The sequence below is a fragment of the Archaeoglobus fulgidus DSM 4304 genome, from assembly GCF_000008665.1.
Classification (GTDB): domain Archaea; phylum Halobacteriota; class Archaeoglobi; order Archaeoglobales; family Archaeoglobaceae; genus Archaeoglobus; species Archaeoglobus fulgidus.
Genome location: NC_000917.1, coordinates 761,247 through 778,170, shown reverse-complemented (window position 1 = coordinate 778,170; position 16,924 = coordinate 761,247). Strand labels below are relative to the sequence as shown.

20 protein-coding genes, 2 tRNA genes and 1 pseudogene are annotated in these 16,924 nt (G+C 50.7%); 17 read left to right on the top strand and 6 right to left on the bottom strand.

All coding sequences use genetic code 11. From position 1 onward, the window contains the following. Nucleotides 1–17 precede the first annotated feature (17 nt). Nucleotides 18–88, bottom strand: a tRNA-Gly gene (locus AF_RS04435). Between the two features lie 144 nt (nt 89–232). Here AF_RS04435 and AF_RS04430 point away from each other — a divergent pair. From AF_RS04430 to purF, 3 genes are read left to right on the top strand one after another with little or no spacing between them, the layout of a single operon-like run. Continuing rightward, the gene (locus tag AF_RS04430; protein ID WP_010878376.1) at nt 233–466 is read left to right on the top strand and encodes an LSm family protein; all 234 of its coding nucleotides are present in this window, start codon (nt 233–235) and stop codon (nt 464–466) included. Then, nucleotides 466–645, top strand: coding sequence for a 50S ribosomal protein L37e (locus AF_RS04425; protein WP_010878375.1), 180 nt, complete (start codon nt 466–468; stop codon nt 643–645). Before AF_RS04430 ends, AF_RS04425 begins: the two co-directional genes overlap by 1 nt. After that, nucleotides 646–2,019: an amidophosphoribosyltransferase gene (gene purF / locus AF_RS04420; RefSeq protein ID WP_010878374.1), complete on the top strand. Its 1,374-nt coding sequence runs from the start codon at nt 646–648 to the stop codon at nt 2,017–2,019. A 4-nt stretch (nt 2,020–2,023) separates the two neighbouring features. On the opposite strand, the gene AF_RS04415 is transcribed toward purF, so the two are convergent. Continuing rightward, nucleotides 2,024–2,218 (bottom strand): DUF2116 family Zn-ribbon domain-containing protein, encoded by a 195-nt coding sequence (locus AF_RS04415; RefSeq protein ID WP_010878373.1) that lies wholly within the window; start codon nt 2,216–2,218, stop codon nt 2,024–2,026. A gap of 63 nt (nt 2,219–2,281) precedes the next feature. On the opposite strand from AF_RS04415, the gene gpsA reads away from it, so the two are divergent. The 11 genes from gpsA to AF_RS04365 all read left to right on the top strand — a co-directional run bounded on the left by gpsA (nt 2,282) and on the right by AF_RS04365 (nt 11,324). Next, a complete protein-coding gene (gpsA, locus tag AF_RS04410) occupies nt 2,282–3,289 on the top strand; it encodes an NAD(P)H-dependent glycerol-3-phosphate dehydrogenase (protein ID WP_010878372.1) in 1,008 nt (335 codons plus the stop codon). A 20-nt stretch (nt 3,290–3,309) separates the two neighbouring features. Then, complete coding sequence (locus AF_RS13070) at nt 3,310–3,471, top strand: hypothetical protein (RefSeq protein ID WP_010878371.1); 162 nt, start codon at nt 3,310–3,312, stop codon at nt 3,469–3,471. Beyond that, the gene (locus AF_RS04405; protein WP_010878370.1) at nt 3,471–3,797 is read left to right on the top strand and encodes a YbjQ family protein; all 327 of its coding nucleotides are present in this window, start codon (nt 3,471–3,473) and stop codon (nt 3,795–3,797) included. Before AF_RS13070 ends, AF_RS04405 begins: the two co-directional genes overlap by 1 nt. Then, complete coding sequence (locus AF_RS04400; RefSeq protein WP_010878369.1) at nt 3,794–5,137, top strand: FAD-binding oxidoreductase; 1,344 nt, start codon at nt 3,794–3,796, stop codon at nt 5,135–5,137. Before AF_RS04405 ends, AF_RS04400 begins: the two co-directional genes overlap by 4 nt. Continuing rightward, on the top strand, nt 5,134–6,120 hold the full coding sequence (locus AF_RS04395) for a (Fe-S)-binding protein (protein ID WP_010878368.1): 987 nt from the start codon (nt 5,134–5,136) through the stop codon (nt 6,118–6,120). Before AF_RS04400 ends, AF_RS04395 begins: the two co-directional genes overlap by 4 nt. Then, entirely contained in the window at nt 6,117–7,595 is a 1,479-nt protein-coding gene (locus AF_RS04390; protein ID WP_010878367.1) for an FGGY family carbohydrate kinase, read from the top strand. Before AF_RS04395 ends, AF_RS04390 begins: the two co-directional genes overlap by 4 nt. Nucleotides 7,596–7,646: 51 nt before the next feature. After that, nucleotides 7,647–8,447 carry an alpha/beta fold hydrolase gene (locus tag AF_RS04385; protein ID WP_010878366.1) on the top strand — a complete coding sequence of 267 codons (801 nt, stop codon included), beginning with the start codon at nt 7,647–7,649 and terminating at the stop codon, nt 8,445–8,447. Nucleotides 8,448–8,456: 9 nt separating this feature from the next. After that, nucleotides 8,457–8,834: a hypothetical protein gene (locus AF_RS04380; protein ID WP_148183434.1), complete on the top strand. Its 378-nt coding sequence runs from the start codon at nt 8,457–8,459 to the stop codon at nt 8,832–8,834. Beyond that, nucleotides 8,827–9,720, top strand: a complete 894-nt coding sequence (locus tag AF_RS04375; RefSeq protein WP_010878364.1) for a hypothetical protein — start codon at nt 8,827–8,829, stop codon at nt 9,718–9,720. The genes AF_RS04380 and AF_RS04375 overlap by 8 nt, the downstream gene beginning before the upstream one ends. A gap of 2 nt (nt 9,721–9,722) precedes the next feature. Continuing rightward, nucleotides 9,723–11,165: an RtcB family protein gene (locus AF_RS04370; RefSeq protein ID WP_048064301.1), complete on the top strand. Its 1,443-nt coding sequence runs from the start codon at nt 9,723–9,725 to the stop codon at nt 11,163–11,165. 61 nt (nt 11,166–11,226) lie between these two features. Continuing rightward, nucleotides 11,227–11,324 (top strand) — tRNA-Leu (locus AF_RS04365). On the opposite strand, the gene hxlA is transcribed toward AF_RS04365, so the two are convergent. Then, nucleotides 11,325–12,623 carry a 3-hexulose-6-phosphate synthase gene (gene hxlA, locus AF_RS04360; protein ID WP_010878362.1) on the bottom strand — a complete coding sequence of 433 codons (1,299 nt, stop codon included), beginning with the start codon at nt 12,621–12,623 and terminating at the stop codon, nt 11,325–11,327. A gap of 76 nt (nt 12,624–12,699) precedes the next feature. On the opposite strand from hxlA, the gene AF_RS04355 reads away from it, so the two are divergent. Both AF_RS04355 and AF_RS13805 read left to right on the top strand, forming a co-directional pair. Beyond that, the gene (locus AF_RS04355) at nt 12,700–12,966 is read left to right on the top strand and encodes an NMD3-related protein (protein ID WP_231487625.1); all 267 of its coding nucleotides are present in this window, start codon (nt 12,700–12,702) and stop codon (nt 12,964–12,966) included. After that, nucleotides 12,966–13,646, top strand: a pseudogene (locus AF_RS13805) (TPD domain-containing protein); the annotation flags it as partial. The gene AF_RS04355 and the pseudogene AF_RS13805, both read left to right, overlap by 1 nt. A gap of 266 nt (nt 13,647–13,912) precedes the next feature. On the opposite strand, the gene AF_RS12635 reads toward AF_RS13805, so the two are convergent. After that, nucleotides 13,913–14,881, bottom strand: a complete 969-nt coding sequence (locus tag AF_RS12635) for an ISNCY-like element ISA1214-1 family transposase (protein ID WP_010877790.1) — start codon at nt 14,879–14,881, stop codon at nt 13,913–13,915. 51 nt (nt 14,882–14,932) lie between these two features. On the opposite strand from AF_RS12635, the gene AF_RS04345 reads away from it, so the two are divergent. Beyond that, nucleotides 14,933–15,091 (top strand): DUF2080 family transposase-associated protein, encoded by a 159-nt coding sequence (locus tag AF_RS04345; RefSeq protein ID WP_010878145.1) that lies wholly within the window; start codon nt 14,933–14,935, stop codon nt 15,089–15,091. 35 nt (nt 15,092–15,126) lie between these two features. Here AF_RS04345 and AF_RS04340 read toward each other — a convergent pair whose 3' ends face one another. Both AF_RS04340 and mdh read right to left on the bottom strand, forming a co-directional pair. Continuing rightward, nucleotides 15,127–15,987 carry an SDH family Clp fold serine proteinase gene (locus AF_RS04340; protein WP_048064299.1) on the bottom strand — a complete coding sequence of 287 codons (861 nt, stop codon included), beginning with the start codon at nt 15,985–15,987 and terminating at the stop codon, nt 15,127–15,129. 36 nt (nt 15,988–16,023) lie between these two features. Continuing rightward, nucleotides 16,024–16,908, bottom strand: coding sequence for a malate dehydrogenase (gene mdh, locus AF_RS04335; RefSeq protein WP_010878358.1), 885 nt, complete (start codon nt 16,906–16,908; stop codon nt 16,024–16,026). Nucleotides 16,909–16,924 lie beyond the last annotated feature (16 nt).

Sequence of the window (16,924 nt, the reverse complement as noted above, 5' to 3'; positions counted from 1 at the left end):
GCAATTAAAAACCAATGTGCGCGGGCCGGGATTCGAACCCGGGCTAACGCCTCGGAAGGGCGTTGTCCTACCGCTAGACTACCCGCGCTTGTCATTGCTGGAGCTTCAGGGTTAAAAATGTTTTCGACTTGTGTGCCTTTAAGCTCTCAGCATCTGGCAAAATTCGGGTTCAGCGATATTTTTAAATAACTCCTCCTGCAACGAACCTTAGATAATTCTGGAGGGAAAGAATATGCCACCAAGACCATTGGATGTGCTAAACAGGTCCCTGAAATCCCCAGTCATCGTAAGGCTGAAGGGGGGTAGGGAATTTAGAGGAACGCTGGATGGATACGACATCCACATGAATCTCGTGCTGCTTGATGCGGAGGAAATTCAGAATGGAGAGGTCGTCAGAAAGGTAGGAAGTGTGGTTATAAGAGGAGACACGGTTGTTTTCGTTTCACCAGCTCCGGGTGGTGAGTGATGTCGGACGGAACGGCTGCGATGGGTAAGAAGGGCAGAAAGAGAGTTCATATCAGGTGCAGAAGGTGTGGAAGGCACTCATTCCACAGAAGAAAGGGTTATTGCGCTGCATGTGGGTTCGGAAGGAGCAAGAGGCTTAGAAGCTACAACTGGGTTAGAAAGAAGAAAAACAGAACGTAAATGTGTGGGGTTGTAGGTATATACCATCCTGACGGGGAGCTTGCTCCCCGACTCGCCTACTATTCTCTCTTCTCCCTTCAGCATCGCGGTCAGGAGTCGGCAGGTATCGCGTCCTTTGACAACCACATAAGGCAGAAGAGGGGCATGGGCCTCGTCACCGAGGTTTTCAACGACGAGGACTTTGAGCTGCTTGCAGGCAAATCGGTAATCGGCCACGTCAGATACTCAACGACCGGTAGGTCGAGACTTGAGAACGCTCAGCCTTTCGTCGTCAAATCAAAGGCGGGATACATAGCTGTAGCACATAACGGAAACCTCGTTAACTACTCTCAGCTGAGAAACGAGCTGGAAAACGAGGGAAGGGTTTTCACAACCGATTCAGATACCGAGGTAATTTCCCAGCTGCTCTCAAAGTTTCTGATCGAGGAAGGGGACATCATAAATGCTCTTGAAAGGCTGAACGAATCACTTGTGGGCAGCTACACCATGACCATGCTCGTTGACGATGCGGTGATAGGCTACCGCGACCCTCTCGGCTTCAAGCCGCTGTGCGTTGGAAGGATTGATGATGGTTATGTGATATGCAGCGAAAGCTGCGCAATCGATGCTCTCGGTGGAGAGTTTATAAGAGACGTACAGCCTGGGAAAGCGGCGATTATAAAAGATGGTGAGCTTGAGTTCGTAAAAATCGCCAAATCGGAGAGGAGAGCTGTTTGCATTTTCGAGTACATATACTTCGCCCGCCCGGACTCAATAATTGACGGAATAAGCGTTTACAAAGCGAGAAGCGAGATGGGAAAGGTTCTGGCGAGGGAGTCTCCTGTCGAAGCTGACTTCGTTTCAGCTGTACCCGACAGCGGAATAACCGCGGCAATAGGCTACGCTCAGGAATCAGGGCTGCCTTACTTTGAGGGCTTGATAAAGAACAGATACGTGGGCAGGACTTTCATAATGCCGGTTCAGAGTCTAAGGGAGACGTCAGTGAGGCTGAAGGTAAACGTCGTCAGGGAGAACGTGAGGGGGAGGAGGGTTGTGCTGGTTGACGACAGCATAGTGAGAGGGACCACCTCAAGGAGAATCGTGCAGATGATAAAAGACGCGGGAGCAAAGGAGGTGCACATGAGAATCGGCAGCCCCCCAATCATAGCCCCGTGCTACTTCGGAATAGACATGAAATCGAGGGAGGAGCTGATAGCCGCCAGCCATACCGTTGAGGAGATAGGGAGAATTTTCGGAACGGATAGCCTCGCCTACCTGAGCCTGGAAGGTCTTCTCGAAGCGGTTAGGAGGGCGGGTGGAAAGAGGGGATACTGCCTTGCCTGTCTGACCTCCAAATACCCCGTTTCAGTGCCTGGAGAGGAGTGTGAGTGTTAAAAAGTTAAATCTTAAAATAGGGCAGCCACATCATCACAAGCAGCAGAATCAGAATTCCGAACATCAGAATCATGAAGTTCCTCTGCCTCTTCCTCTCTTTGTTGAGTATCTCTCCACACTCATCGCTGCAAACCTGCTGGTCAGGCTCAATGGCCTTGCCACAAACCACGCAGTGCCTGTGAGGGACGATGCCGGGCATAACTGCATTTGGACGGAGACAATATAAACGTTAGCTTTTTGTAATTCTAATCATAGCTACATCATGATTGTTTCGATACTGGGAGCGGGTGCAATGGGCTCAGCCCTCTCCGTCCCGCTCGTAGATAACGGCAACGAAGTGAGAATCTGGGGGACCGAGTTCGATACGGAGATTTTAAAATCAATCTCAGCCGGCAGAGAGCATCCAAGGCTTGGTGTAAAGCTCAATGGCGTGGAAATTTTCTGGCCAGAGCAGCTTGAAAAATGTTTGGAGAATGCAGAGGTTGTACTTCTGGGTGTTAGCACGGATGGCGTGCTGCCCGTAATGAGCAGAATTCTCCCGTATCTCAAGGACCAGTACATCGTACTCATCTCTAAAGGGCTGATTGATTTTGATAACAGTGTTCTGACGGTTCCCGAAGCTGTATGGAGGTTAAAGCACGATTTGAGGGAAAGGACTGTGGCGATAACCGGGCCCGCTATTGCAAGAGAGGTGGCGAAACGCATGCCCACAACCGTTGTTTTCAGCAGCCCATCCGAAAGCTCGGCCAATAAAATGAAAGAAATCTTTGAGACAGAGTACTTTGGCGTTGAAGTAACAACAGACATAATTGGCACGGAAATAACCTCCGCCCTCAAAAACGTTTATTCCATAGCCATTGCATGGATAAGGGGCTACGAGAGCAGAAAAAACGTTGAGATGAGCAATGCAAAGGGAGTGATTGCAACGAGAGCCATAAACGAGATGGCAGAGCTGATAGAGATTCTCGGAGGGGATAGAGAGACCGCCTTTGGCCTTTCCGGATTTGGAGACCTCATCGCAACCTTCAGGGGAGGAAGGAACGGGATGCTGGGAGAGCTGCTTGGAAAGGGGCTTAGCATCGATGAGGCGATGGAGGAGCTTGAGAGGAGAGGAGTTGGTGTGGTTGAGGGCTACAAAACGGCAGAGAAAGCATACAGGCTGTCCAGCAAAATAAATGCAGACACAAAGCTGCTCGACAGCATCTACAGAGTCCTTTATGAAGGACTGAAGGTTGAGGAAGTGCTGTTTGAACTCGCTACATTTAAATAAATCATTATTGAAGGCTCAACATGGAGAGTCACCACAAGTGGGGCATCGCTTTCATTGCAGCAGGGCTGGCACTTGAAATCCTCTTTCCCGTCCTTCTGGTCTTCGACACAATACTGATTGTTGTTGGAATCGCGCTCATACTGTTTGGAGGAAGAGAAAAGAAAATCGAGGGGGTGAGTTGATGGAGAAGGAGATAATAATTACAACAACCGAAACAGTTCCGCAGCGTGAGGTTGCTGAGATTCTGGGAGTGGTTTTCGGAAACACAGTCAGGGCGAAGCATGTCGGTAAGGACATTCTGGCGGGTCTGAAGAACATAGTTGGAGGGGAGATAGAGGAGTACACGGAAATGCTGAGGGATGCAAGGATGGAGGCTCTGAACAGGATGATTAAGGAGGCCAAAAAGCTCGGCGCTGATGCAGTGGTAAACGTTCGATTCACAACTTCACAAACAATGGCTGGAGCTGCTGAACTTCTCGCCTACGGAACGGCTGTGAGGCTGAGGTGATAGCCATCGAAAAAGCTCTTGAGGAAATCAGGGCTGCTGGGATAGCGGTCTCCACAAACATGGAGGACAGAATTGCCTACTGCAAGGACTACAATCCCCTTCACCTTCCCAAGCTGCTCAGGCGAGAGTTTTCTGCAATGCCTGACGCTGTTGTTTTCCCGAAGAGCACTGAGGAGGTTTCAGTCATTCTCAAGGTCGCAAACACCTACGGCATACCTGTGTACGTTTTCGGCGGTGGGAGCGGGGTTATAGATGCAGCAACTCCCTACGAGGGGGGAATAGCTCTCTCCACGCTCTCCCTCGACCAGATAGAGATTGATGAGGAGAACATGGTTGTTAGAGCGGGAGCTGGGGTTGTTGGGGGAAGGCTGGAGAAGATTCTGAACCATCGGGGCTTCACGCTCCGCCACTCTCCCCAGAGCCTCTACTGCTCGACCGTTGGCGGCTGGGTTGCTACGGCAGCGAGCGGGCAGTTCTCAACTGGCTACGGCAACATCGAGAACCTTCTTGTCTCCCTAACGGCTGTTCTCCCGGATGGTGAAGTGGTTACGGAGAGGGCAACTCCCAGAAGGGCTGGGCCCGATTTAAAGAAAATTTTTGTGGGAAGCGAGGGGCTGCTCGGTGTTGTTACCGAAGCGGTAATGAAGATTTTTCCATTGCCGGAAGAGTTTCTAACGCTCTCAGTCGAATACGATGGTATTGGTGAGGCTGTGAGGGATGCAAAGGCTTTGATGCAGCTAAGACCAGCTCTCATGAGAATTTTCGACGATGAGGAGAGTCTGAGGTACTTCGACTCGGAAAGCTTCACTCTGATAGCGGTTTTCGAGGGAAGGGCTGCGTCTGCAAAGCTGAAGGAGGCCAGAAATCTCGTTAGGGGAAGGTTGGTTGAGGGAAGGGCGGAGAAGTGGCTTGAGAAGAGGTTCGACGTTTCGGATATAAGCCGAATCGTCCCCCTCGGCTTCATCTTCGACACCATAGAGGTTGCGTGCTTCTGGAAGGATGCGGAGAGAGTTTACTCAGAGGTTTTGAAGGCCATAAGGAGCGTTGAGGGAACAGTCACAGCCTCAGCCCACGCATCGCACTTCTACGAGAGCGGTTTGTGCTTCTACTTCACCTTTGCCGGTTTGCCGGCAGACATAGAGAGCTACTACTTTGAAGTATGGAGGAGGGCCATCGAGGCTTCGCTGAAGAACGGTGGGAATCTGACGCACCACCACGGCGTGGGGAGGTTGAGGAAGAGGTGGCTTTCGGCAGAGATTGGGGGATACTATCCTCTGCTGAGAGACCTGAAGAGCGTTCTGGACAGGAGGAACATCCTCAACAGGGGGGTGATGCTGTGATAAATCCGAAGGTCATAACGAGAATTCTGGCCAACACCGACCTGAAGACGAAAATGAGGCTGGCAAAGGTGGTTCCAAAGCTCGGCAAGTCTGATGACGTGACGAAGTGCATGCTCTGCCCGAACATGTGCCTCCATGTCTGTCCAGTATTTGACGCTGAAAGAAGGCTGACCGTCTCACCTTCCGTGAAATCGAGGCTCGCCTACCTCGGTGAAACGGAAGAGGCCATTTACCACTGCCTTCCGTGTGATGCCTGCAAAAATGCCTGTCCCATGGATATAAGCGTGAACGACAATCTCAGGGGTTACAGGGGAGGGGAGAGGGCTATGAAGGCCATAGAGAGGTTTGAGAAGTCCATGAGAAAAGTGGAGGTTGAGCCAAGAGACGGGAAAATCCTATACTTCCCCGGCTGCAGCACCTTTGAGAGTGGTCTCTTCGACGTAACAGTTGAGGTTCTGGAGAAGCTCGGCGTTGATTTTGCCGTTAAAAACCTCGAATGCTGCGGAATGCCCTACTACGAACTCGGCTTGGTTGATAAGTTCAGGGGGAAGATTTCAAGTCTCAAGGATGCTGCAGCGAAGTATGAGGGGGTTATCAGCAACTGTCCGCACTGCGTTCACGTAATGAGGGAGAACGGAATAAAGGCTGCCCACCTTCTGGCTGTTCTCAAGCCCGTAAAGATTGGCGGGGATGTGTCCTACCACGACCCATGCATTCTTGCAAGGAAGCTGGACATTGTTGAGGAACCAAGAAGGCTGCTCGCAGAGATGGGCTTTGTTGTCCACGAGCCGGTGTTCAATGGTAAAGACACGCACTGCTGCGGTTACGGCGGGGTTTACAGATTTGTCGTACCAGAAATGGCGGAAAAAGTTGCGGAGAGGAGGATGGAGCACTTTGAGCATCAAATCGTGACTCTCTGCCCCTCGTGCAGGATGGCGCTGAAGGCAAAGGATATTGTTGAGATTATAGCTGAGGGCCTATGATTGGGGTAATCGATGCGGGAACAACAACGATAAAGCTTGCCGTTTACGATGAGGATAAACTTGTAGCGATCAAAAAGGAGCCGGTTGTCAAGCACAATCCAAAGCCGGGATGGGTTGAGATCGATGCAGAGGATTTAGCGAGGAAGTGTGTGAGCTTCGCTGACACAGCCATTGACGAGTATGGTGTTGAGGTAATTGCCATAACCAACCAGCGAACCACCGCAGTTCTGTGGGATGGTAAAACGGGCAGGCCAGTCTTCAATGCCCTTGGATGGCAGGACATGAGGGCCAACGCTCTTGCTGAGGAGATGAACAGAGACTCTACCATCAGGATGGCAAGGACTGCTGGAATGATTGCGAGAGGGGTGGTGAAGCTGCTTCCAACGCTGAAAAACAAGAGAAGGGTTAAGTGGCTCATCACACTCTCCCGCCTCTCAATCCGCCCCAACCACACCAGCGTGAAGCTCTGCTGGATGCTGAGGGAGCTTGGAGAGAAAAAGGAGAAGTATGATCTGAAAGCTGGAACCGTTGACAGCTGGCTTGTATACAGGCTGACAGGTGAGCATCTTACAGATTACTCCAATGCTGCTGCTACAGGCCTCTACGACTCCTACTACCTGCGGTGGAGCGAGCCCATTCTAAAAATTGTTGGAGCAGATGAGGAAATGCTTCCGAAAACCCTCGAAAGCGACAGAATCTTTGGAGAGTACAGAAATGTGCCAGTCACTGGAGTCATCGCCGACCAATCCGCCTCCCTCTACGCCCTCGGATGCTGGGAGGAGGGAGACATCAAGGCCACCAACGGAACCGGAACCTTCGTCGACCTCAATGTTGGAGAAGAGCCCCAAGCCTCTCCCGGAGGTTTGCTTCCCCTCATAGCGTGGAAGCTGAAGTCGGAAATGAGATACATGATGGAGGGGATGCTCTTCTACAGCGGTTCTGCCGTGGAGAAGCTGAAGGAAATCGGCATCTACGATGATGTTTCTAAAACTTCAGAAATGGCCTTCAGGTCGAAGAATGACGACATGCTGCTCATCCCCTCCTTCACCGGCCTCGCAACTCCCCACTACGTCTCGGTTCCCGGCTTGCTTTACGGGATATCCAACGCCATGACGAGGGAGGATATAGTGAAAGCCCTGCTCGAATCCATAGCCTTCAGAATAGCCGAAATCGTCGAGATTATGCGGAAGGAGTTTCCCTACGAAACTGACAGAATCAGATGCGACGGAGAGATGTCCTCCAACGACTTCTTCCTGCAGAGAATTGCCGACGTTACAGGCTTGAAAGTTGAGAGGGGGGCAGTGCTTTCGGGAACTTCTTTCGGGGCGCACCTCGTTGCTGGGAGGGCTTTGGGCAAGTGGAAAAAGGACTTCTGCATGCCCTTCGATAAAGTTTTCGAACCCTCTTTGGATTTATCGGAGAAGTACAGAAGGTGGAAGAGGCTGCTTGAAATATCGAAAAAGCTTAAGGTGTGAAAAATTTTAGCTGTGGGGAAAAATTTTTAAAGATAATTATCAACTTGCATCATGCCGTATGCTGACAACGGTGTTAAAATTTACTACGAGGTTGAGGATGGAGGAGAGCCGGCAATCGTTTTCGTTCACGGATGGACCGCCAACATGAATTTCTGGAGGGAGCAGAGGGAGTACTTCAAAGGCAAACACAGAATGCTTTTCATCGACAACAGAGGACACGGAAAGTCGGACAAGCCCTTCAACAGGAGCTTTTACGAGTTCGATAACTTCGTTTCCGACTTGCATGCCGCGGTTAAGGATGCGAGTTTTGACAGATTCGTGCTCGTTGGGCACTCCTTCGGAACAATGATTTCGATGAGGTACTGCGTGGAGCATCCTGGGAGGGTTGAAGCGCTTGTTTTGATAGGGGGTGGTGCGAGAATCCAGTCCCTGCACCGCTACGGCTACCCAATTGGAAGGCTTTTCGCTACATTGGCTTACGGAATCTCCGCAAGAATCATAGCAAACATGGCCTTCGGGAGAAAGGCTGGAGAGCTGAGGGATTGGGGGCTGAAGGAGGCACTGGAAAACACTCCCAAACATGCAGCCCTTAACACTCTCTGGACTCTGACTACAGTGGATTTAAGGGACATTGCGAGAGAAATAGAGAAACCGACGCTGATAGTTGTCGGAAAGGAGGACGCACTGCTCCCCGTAAGCAAGTCGGAGGAGCTTTCGAGGCTGATAAAGAATTCAAAGATGGTGATCGTTCCCGATGCCGGACACTGCGTGATGCTTGAGCAGCCTGAAATCGTTAACAGGGTTTTGGAGGAGTTCATACACACGTTTTCGGCGATGCTTATCAGAGCCTGAGGTGGTTTGTTGGAGAGGCCAACCGGTGTAACTGTTTTGGCGATTCTGTATGTCTTGGCGGCTGTATTTTTCTTTCTAGCAGCAGCGGTATCCGGATACCTTGCACAAGTCGCCTCTACAACTCAATTGGGAGAAATACCTTACGCTGAGCTGTTTTTTGCGTTCAGCGGAATCTTTTTCTCGATTACCGGCACCGTCTGGCTCATAACCGCCTATGGGCTTTGGAAGGGCAGGGGCTGGGGTTGGTGGTTGGCTGTGATTTTCACGGCATTCGGTCTGATATCATCGCTGCTTTCACTCCCAAAGGGAGTGGTGGGGATTGTGGTTTTGGGAGCAATCCTTTACTACCTCACAAGACGTCACGTTAGGGAGTTTTTCGGTGTCTGAAATGGAGAGCGACATACTACGTGCAGGATGGGAGGCCTGGAGGAGAAATCCGGTAACGGCGGTTCCGTTTGTGCTTCACGGGCTATCAGTGATTGCCGTTTCAATCGCCACTCTGCTTTCGGCAATCTACGCCATAATGCCAGAGCTTCCTGCAGCGATTCTTTCAGGAGATTTTGGCGATGAGGCCTTCAAGCAGATGTTCGGGGAGTTTTTAAAGAGGTGCCTCGGTAATATTGAGCTGCTGGGCGTGACCTTTGTTTTCGGGCTGGTTATTGTAGCGGCTCTTGCTGCGCTGTTTAAAGCCTGGTGGATTAAGCTTTGCTACGACGCTCTTGAGGGCAAGGCCATACTCTCTACAGCGTTTCACCACGCGAAATCCCTCTTCGTTCCTCTGTTCAAATTCGAGCTTATTCTTACGCTATTGATTGGCATCGCCTTCATCCCTCTAATCAATCTTGGACTGGATTTCTTCAGGAACATTCACATGCTCACCAAGGAGGCGGCTCTATATTACGTTATTTCCTTCATGATTTGGAGCGCATTCTTGGGCATCTTCGCAATCACGATTCAGTTTCTCTTCACCTTCGTACCGTACGCCATTGTAATCGACCTGAAGGGGACGCTTTCGGGGATAAGGAGGGGAGTTATGGTTCTGAGGCACAACTTGGTGGATACGATAATTATGTGGCTTCTTGTCGGGCTTGCGGGTATGGCTCTCCAGGTAGCAGCTTACCCCTTCAGATTCTTCGGATTCTGGGGGACTTTGGCGGGGACGCTGGTTGCAGTTATTCTCGGCTGGGTTGCTGTAATGCCTATCACGACGTGCTGGTGGGTTGAGCTTTACAGAAGGAGGAGTAAAACTTTAAACAGTTTCCCCAATGGGTGAACATGGAGGGCATTTTGAAGAAGATTACGGATTACAAGTGGGAACTACCGAAGAGTTACAAGCCTGGAATGAGGGTTCCCGCTTACTTTTACATAAGCAGGAAGCTGATGCAAATTCTTGAAAAGGATGCGGTTGAGCAGGCTGCAAACGTTGCGACAATGCCCGGAATACAGGTGGCATCGCTCGTCATGCCAGATGTTCACGTTGGCTACGGCTTCCCCATCGGTGGGGTTGCCGGGTTTGATGTTAACGAGGGAGTGGTCTCACCCGGAGGAGTGGGCTTTGACATAAACTGCGGTGTAAGGCTTTTGAGGAGCAATTTGAATGTTGAGGATGTCAAACCGCTAATCAAAAAGCTGATAGACGAGCTATTCGTTGCTGTGCCTTCGGGAGTGGGCAGCGAGGGTAGGCTGAGGGTAAGTGATAGAGAGCTTGACGAGATTTTTGTTGAAGGCGCGAGATGGGCTGTTGAGAACGGCTACGGATACGAGAGGGACTTGAAGCACTGCGAGGAGGAGGGAGCTTTGGAGGGAGCGAGGCCAGAGGTTGTGAGCAAGAAGGCGAGGGACAGAGGAAGGCCACAGCTCGGCACTCTCGGCAGCGGAAACCACTTCCTTGAGGTTCAGTATGTTGATAAGGTCTTTGATGAGAAGGTTGCGGCAAAGTTCGGAATCGAGGAGGGAATGGTTACGGTGATGATACACTGCGGAAGCAGGGGGCTGGGACATCAGGTCTGCACAGACTTCCTTGAGGTTCTCGACAGAGCTGTTAAAAAGTATGGAATAAAGCTGCCAGACAGGCAGCTTGCATGCGCCCCGATAAACAGCAAAGAGGGGCAGGATTACTTCGCAGGCATGGCTGCATCTGCCAACTACGCATGGTGCAACAGGCAGATTATCGCCCACTGGGTGAGAGAGACCTTCCAGAAGGTAATGGGGATGAGCGAGGATGACTTGGGCATGGAGCTTGTTTATGATGTGGCCCACAACATAGCGAAGTTCGAGGAGCACAGGGTTGATGGCAAGAAGATGAAGCTCTGCGTCCACAGGAAGGGAGCTACAAGAGCTTTCGGGCCGGGACTGAAGGAGGTTCCGGAGGACTACAGGGATGTTGGACAGCCTGTCCTCATTCCGGGCAGCATGGGAACGCCGAGCTACATCCTCGTCGGGACGGAGAAGGCCATGGAAGAGACTTTCGGCTCAACCTGCCACGGCAGCGGGAGGGTTATGAGCAGGGCTGCTGCAAAAAGAAAGCTGAGGGGCAACGTTGTGAAGCAGAATCTCGAAAGAAAGGGAATTTATGTCAGAGCGACGCACGGAGCTTTGCTGGCTGAGGAAGCGCCTGAGGCATACAAGCTCAGCGACGATGTTGTCGATGTAGTCCACAGAGCGGGCATTTCAAAGCTTGTGGCGAGGCTGAGGCCCTTAGGCGTTGCTAAAGGGTAATTTTTTTAAATTTCTTCCGAAGCATAAAGTTGATAAGCTGAAGTTCACTAAGCTTGCCTGAGCGGGGGTTGCCGAGTGGCCAAAGGCGGTGGACTCAAGACCTGATGGGGAGAAATCCACTCCCGTAGGGGTTCGAGGGTTCGAATCCCTCCCCCCGCATCACTGAACCTTCTCCCACTTGTATAGCTCCACCACGTCCGCGAGCGTCCTGCCCTTCTCCTCTATCTCCCCCCTTATCCTGTCCTCAGACTTCTTGACCTCCATTGCCCTTCTCGCGATCTCGTAAGCCCTCCGCTTCGGAATCACCATAACACCGTTGTCGTCCGCTATAATCCAGTCTCCGGGGTTTACCTCAACGCCGCCGCAGATAACCTTGACATTAATCTCCCCGAATCCCTTTGGCTCACCTGCGTTGGGAACCTCCTTTCTGGCGAAAAGCGGAAATCCAAGCTCCCTTATGTCATCCACATCTCTGACAGCTCCATCGATTATTACACCCGCAATCTTCCTGTTTATGCAGCTCCTCGTGGCAAGCTCTCCCCATACCGCCGCAGTATCGCCTGAAACCTTGATGACCAGCACATCTCCCTCTCCAGCAACGTTTATAGCCTCAACCGGCTTGGCCCAGTCACCATCCATCGTGCTTACGGTAACAGCCTTTCCTACAATCTTCTTTCCCCTTACAAGCGGATAAACGCCGTCCATGGCTTTAGCTCTGTGCATAGCATCGCTCACATTGGGTGTAGAGACTCGCATCAGCAGCTCCCTTATCTCCTCGTCGAGGCTCTTTCTCCTTACCTCCACACCACCTTTTTCAGCCGCCCTGTCAATAGCCTCCCTCACTTTTCTGGCAGACTCCGTCACGTTCCTTGATTTCACGATGTTGCTTCCCACTATGACTATGCTCGCCCCCATGGAAACGCATGCTGCGGCTCTTTCAGCATCCAGACCTCCTGCAGCAGCGACGGGAATGGAAACACTGTCAACAACGTCCTTCAAAACCTCAAGCGGGTCCAGCCCTTTCATCTGCTGGTCGATACCGACGTGAACGTTAAGGTAATCAACACCGAGCTCCTCGACCTCCTTCGCCCTGCTGGCAGGGTCAGGGACATTAATGAGGTCAGCCATAACCTCGCAGCCGTACTTCCTTGCGGCCCTTATCGCCTCGGCGATTGTGTCATCATCAGACAACGCGAGGATGATTACAATGTCAGCACCGCTCTTTGCTGCCATCTCCACCTCAATCGCTCCCGTATCGATAGTCTTCATGTCTGCTAGGACCTTGTGTCCCCTGTAGTGTTTCTTGAGCTCCCTTATCGCGTTCATCCCCTCGCTTTTGATTAAAGGCGTTCCAGCCTCGAGCCAGTCCGCCCCACCCTCTATTGCCTCCCCCGCAATTTCAATCGCCCTTTTAAGCTCGAGGAGGTCGAGGGCGACCTGAAGTATGGGTCTTTCCATAACCTACCTTCGATTTGGGGAAATTTAATCTTTTTTAGAAAATAACTTTAAAGCCGAGATACCAATAGCGACAGTGGTGAACCATCCCTGCATAGTGCAGGTGAGAGATGTTCAGCCGGATAAGATTGAAATCGTGAGGAACATGGCGCTGAAAAGGAACGCGGAAGTGGAGAAGGCCAAAAACGGACTGGATATTTACTTTGAGGACGTTAACGAGGCGAGGAAGTTCATTTCCAAGCTAAGAAAATCGATGAAGTTAAGGATAAAGATGTCGACGAAGTATGCTGGGCTTAGGGGGAGCAGGGTGAGGGTTCTCTTCGTTTACTCGCTAAGGGGGTTGTGATGAGGATAGCTGTCAAAGAGTTTTTGAAAATCAGGAGGGAGCTGAAGACGCTCAGCGACATTCGGAAGCTTCCTTATCCCAGAGGAACGCTGCACTGCATTCTGCAGCAGAAGAAGGTTGACAGTGTGAAGAGGAAGTACCACACCTTCGCGGAGAGAATTCCGGAAATTATAAGCTACTGGGAAAGGGAGAAGAAGTTTCCGAAGTGGCTCACCCTACCGCCTGTGATGAAGATAAGGCTGCTCATGAAGGGCATGGGATTTTCAGCGAAGTCGATAAACAAAGCTCTCCGAAATCCTGAGGATGTTGTTGAGGATGAGAAGCTCGCAGAGCAGATTAGAAAGGCCGTTTTGAGCGACTACGTTTACTCCCCTATTGCCGCAAGGCTTCAGAGGGCGAGAGGAAAGCTGGGGGAGAGGGGTCTGGCATACGAGCTTGAAAAGGCCGGAATTGAGTTTCTGACCGAGAAGGACTTGAAGGGCCGGTTCAGCAAGACTCCGGACTTCTACTTCGAGGAGCCGGTGGAGTTCATGGGAGAGGAGTTGAAGTGGATCGAGAGCAAGGCCCTTTTCGGCGATCCGAGGAGCCACGACCTTTACTGGAAAAAGCAGTACTCAAAGTACTACGAGATGTTCGGTAACGGCCTCATCGTTTACTGGCTCGGCTGCGTTGAGAGTATTGAAGCAAGCGACGGCTCGGAGTTCAAAAACGGATACAGGACCTCTTTACTCGATATGCTGCTGTATCTGACGGATTCGAAGGATGAAAGCTACGCGGAAAGGCTCAATGCAAGATTCATAGAAGTCAACGAGCAGAATGATGTTCTCGCTGCCGAGAAGGTGGTTGATGCCTACGCAGAGGGCAGAGTCCTGGCGTTCACCGATAGGAAGAGGGAGGTAGCGAGAATTTTAAAAAATATGGGGTTTGATGTGACTTTGGGACAAAATTACCTCACCACCCTAACAGCAAACACATTGTGCCACAGCCCAACAGCAAACAAAGCCATCTCTCTCCTGTCCTCCCTCCTCTGCCTTATCAACCATCCAAATCTCCTCTTATCAGCAGAAAATCCTGCCTCACTTAAGTTCCTCTTGAAGTACCTCTTCAGAAACCTATAAGGAGCTTCAACAATCCTCTCGATAACCCTCAACCAGTCAAATCCTATTCTGGCAAGATTTCGCTTTGGAATGACGTAGACAGCTGTCTCAGCATCAAACAGCCTCAGAGTCTTCCTACTGCTGTAATACTTATCCAGAGAAATCGAGTTTACCTTCACCCCCATGCTTTTGAGCATTCCTAAAGCCTTCTCAAAGGCATCTTTCTCAGATCTGTCAGAATAGCCAAAGCCAACGTACATTCCCGTATCGATGTCAATTATCCTGAAAACGTATCTGAAGTCTTTACCTTTCCTTTTAGGATTGCTTCTATAGTGCTTAGTGATGGTTAGGCTGTATCCTGTCCCATCTCCTGAAAAATCTCCTGAAACTCCTTCCTCTCTAAGCAGAAGGATGAAGAGGTTGTGTAAAGCCATTCTAACTTCTTCATCCGAGTATAATCTTTCTATCGTTTTGTAGCTAACCTTTATCCCGAATAAAGGTTCAAACAGCTCTAAAAGCTCCTCAATATCTCTGTTTGATTTGTCCATCAGCCTTGCAAACAGAAAGAGCATAACTCTCTTCTCCAGATCAACTTTCTTTGGTCTTCCCACCCTCTTTTGCACGGTTATCACAGAAATAGCCTCTCTAACGTATTCAGGGAGTTTTCTCAGCCTTTCCTTAACAACTTCTCTCTTCCTCTCCCATTCTGTGTACGGATACTTTTCCTTCTCCTCCTGTCTTATCTCCTCTGCAATTTCATCCAAAACATCCAGAAGTTCCCTTACAAACTTCCCTGTCACTCTGAATCCAAGGTTCATGTTCTGATTCCAACCAAAAAGTATTTAAGTATTTCTATGGATATACTTAACATGAGGAGGGTTGAAGTGAAGAAGGGAGATTTTGTTCTGAAAGAGGAGGTTGAGGTTGTTTTCGAGAAGAGAGTCACGCCTTTCGGTAATTCAGCAAAGGTTGATGTGCCCAAGAGGTATATTGGGTGGAGAGCGTATGTGATTGTTGTCAGGGATTAAAGGAATTTTGTCCCAAAACCGGTTTGATGTGGTGATTATTTAAAAGAGGGCTTTTCCCCCTTCGGGGGACTTGGAACGAACTCCACCCCGGGATGCCTCTGCATCATCGGCTGCGGGTAGAGCTCCATCAGCTCGTAAACCTCCTCCGGAACGTCTGTTGAAACTTTAAGGCCGAGCTGCCTTAGCTCTTCAACGGTAAGCGGGTAATCGTGAGTCCACCTGCCCTCGGTGAGTATCTTCGCCACCTCCCTCGCTTTCTCCTCATCCATTTTGTCCTTGAGCAAGTTGAAGACAGTCTCTCTGACCTGGTTAATCGCCTTCTCTGCTATATCCGCCATGATGAGCGTTTTATCGTCGATGTCCTTCGGCTCCTTCTTCTCGACCACCTTCAGAATTGACGGAGCGGGATAGTTCATGAGCTGTGGGTCAACGGGGCCGAGAACAGCGTGGGGGTCGATCAGAATCTCGTCCGCTGCAAGGGCGATAAGCGTCCCTCCGCTCATGGCGTAGTGCGGGACTATTACGGTTGTTTTCGCCGGGTGGTCGTGGAGAGCCTTGGCTATCTGCGTTGCGGCAAGAACAAGCCCTCCGGGAGTGTGGATGATCAGGTCAATCGGCTTGTCCTTAGGTGTGCTCCTTATCGCCCTCAGAACCTTCTCCGAATCGTCGATGTCTATGAAGCGGTAAATCGGAATGCCCAGAAAGCCTATGCTCTCCTGGCGATGAATCATCGTTATGACGTTACTTCCCCTCTTCATCCCTATCCTGCGCATAGCCCTCCTTCGTGCCGCCAAAAGCTGCTGGTGCTTCAGCTGAGGCGCAAAGATCAGATAAAGGAAGAGCAGTATCCAGAACAGCCCGCTTAGCGATGCCATCGGGTCTGAATACGTAACCATGAAAGTCTTTTGCATTAAAAAATAAAAGGTTTGTGTCTAATATCCGAGTTCCTCAAGCCTCTCCCTTAAAATCTTGGCGGAGTTTCTTAGCTTCTCAATTTCCTCGTCACTAAGCTTGATGTCCGCAACCTCCGCCCCATTCTTTCCGAGCTTTGCGGGAACTCCCACAGCCACGTTCTCAATTCCGTATTCGCCCTGCAGAATCATGCTTGTCGGGATGATTTCGCCGGTATCCTCAACAACGGCTTTAACCATGCGGTAAATTGCTACGGCGGGACCGAAAATTGTAGCTCCCTTCCTCTTTATTACTTCAGCAGCTACAAATCTGACGTCATTCTCCACAGCTTCCCAGTCCACCTCTCCGTCGAAGTCGGCAAGGCTTTTGGCAACGAACATGCTGTCTCCGTGCTCTCCAATTATCCATGCCCTCCTGATGTTTCTCGCCCCGGCATTGTAAAGCCTCTCCTTCAATCTCTGCGAATCGAGCTGGTTGCCCATGCCGAAAACCTCATTTCTCGGCTTTCCGCTCTCCTTCCACATTATGTAAGTCATAACGTCCATCGGGTTTGTCACGACCAGAATCTTGCTCTCAGGAGCGTTTTCGACGATCTTTTTAGCAATGTCCTTGATTATTCCCGCATTTTTGTGCGCCAAGTCTAAGCGGGTCATCCCCGGCTTTCTTGCGAGGCCTGCAGTGACGACGATGATTTCACTACCCTTAAGCAGTGAGTAGTCCGCCCCACCAACTATTTTCGGGTACTTGTCTATTCCCGCCGCTGCGTGAGCCAAATCCATTGCCTCCCCAACTGCGAGGTCTTCGGCTATATCCACAAGTGCTATCTCGTCAACGTCAAGGTTTAGCAAACACGTGAATGCTGAAGTGCTTCCAACCCTTCCCGCACCAACAAAACCGAGTTTCATGAAGAAAATTTGATGC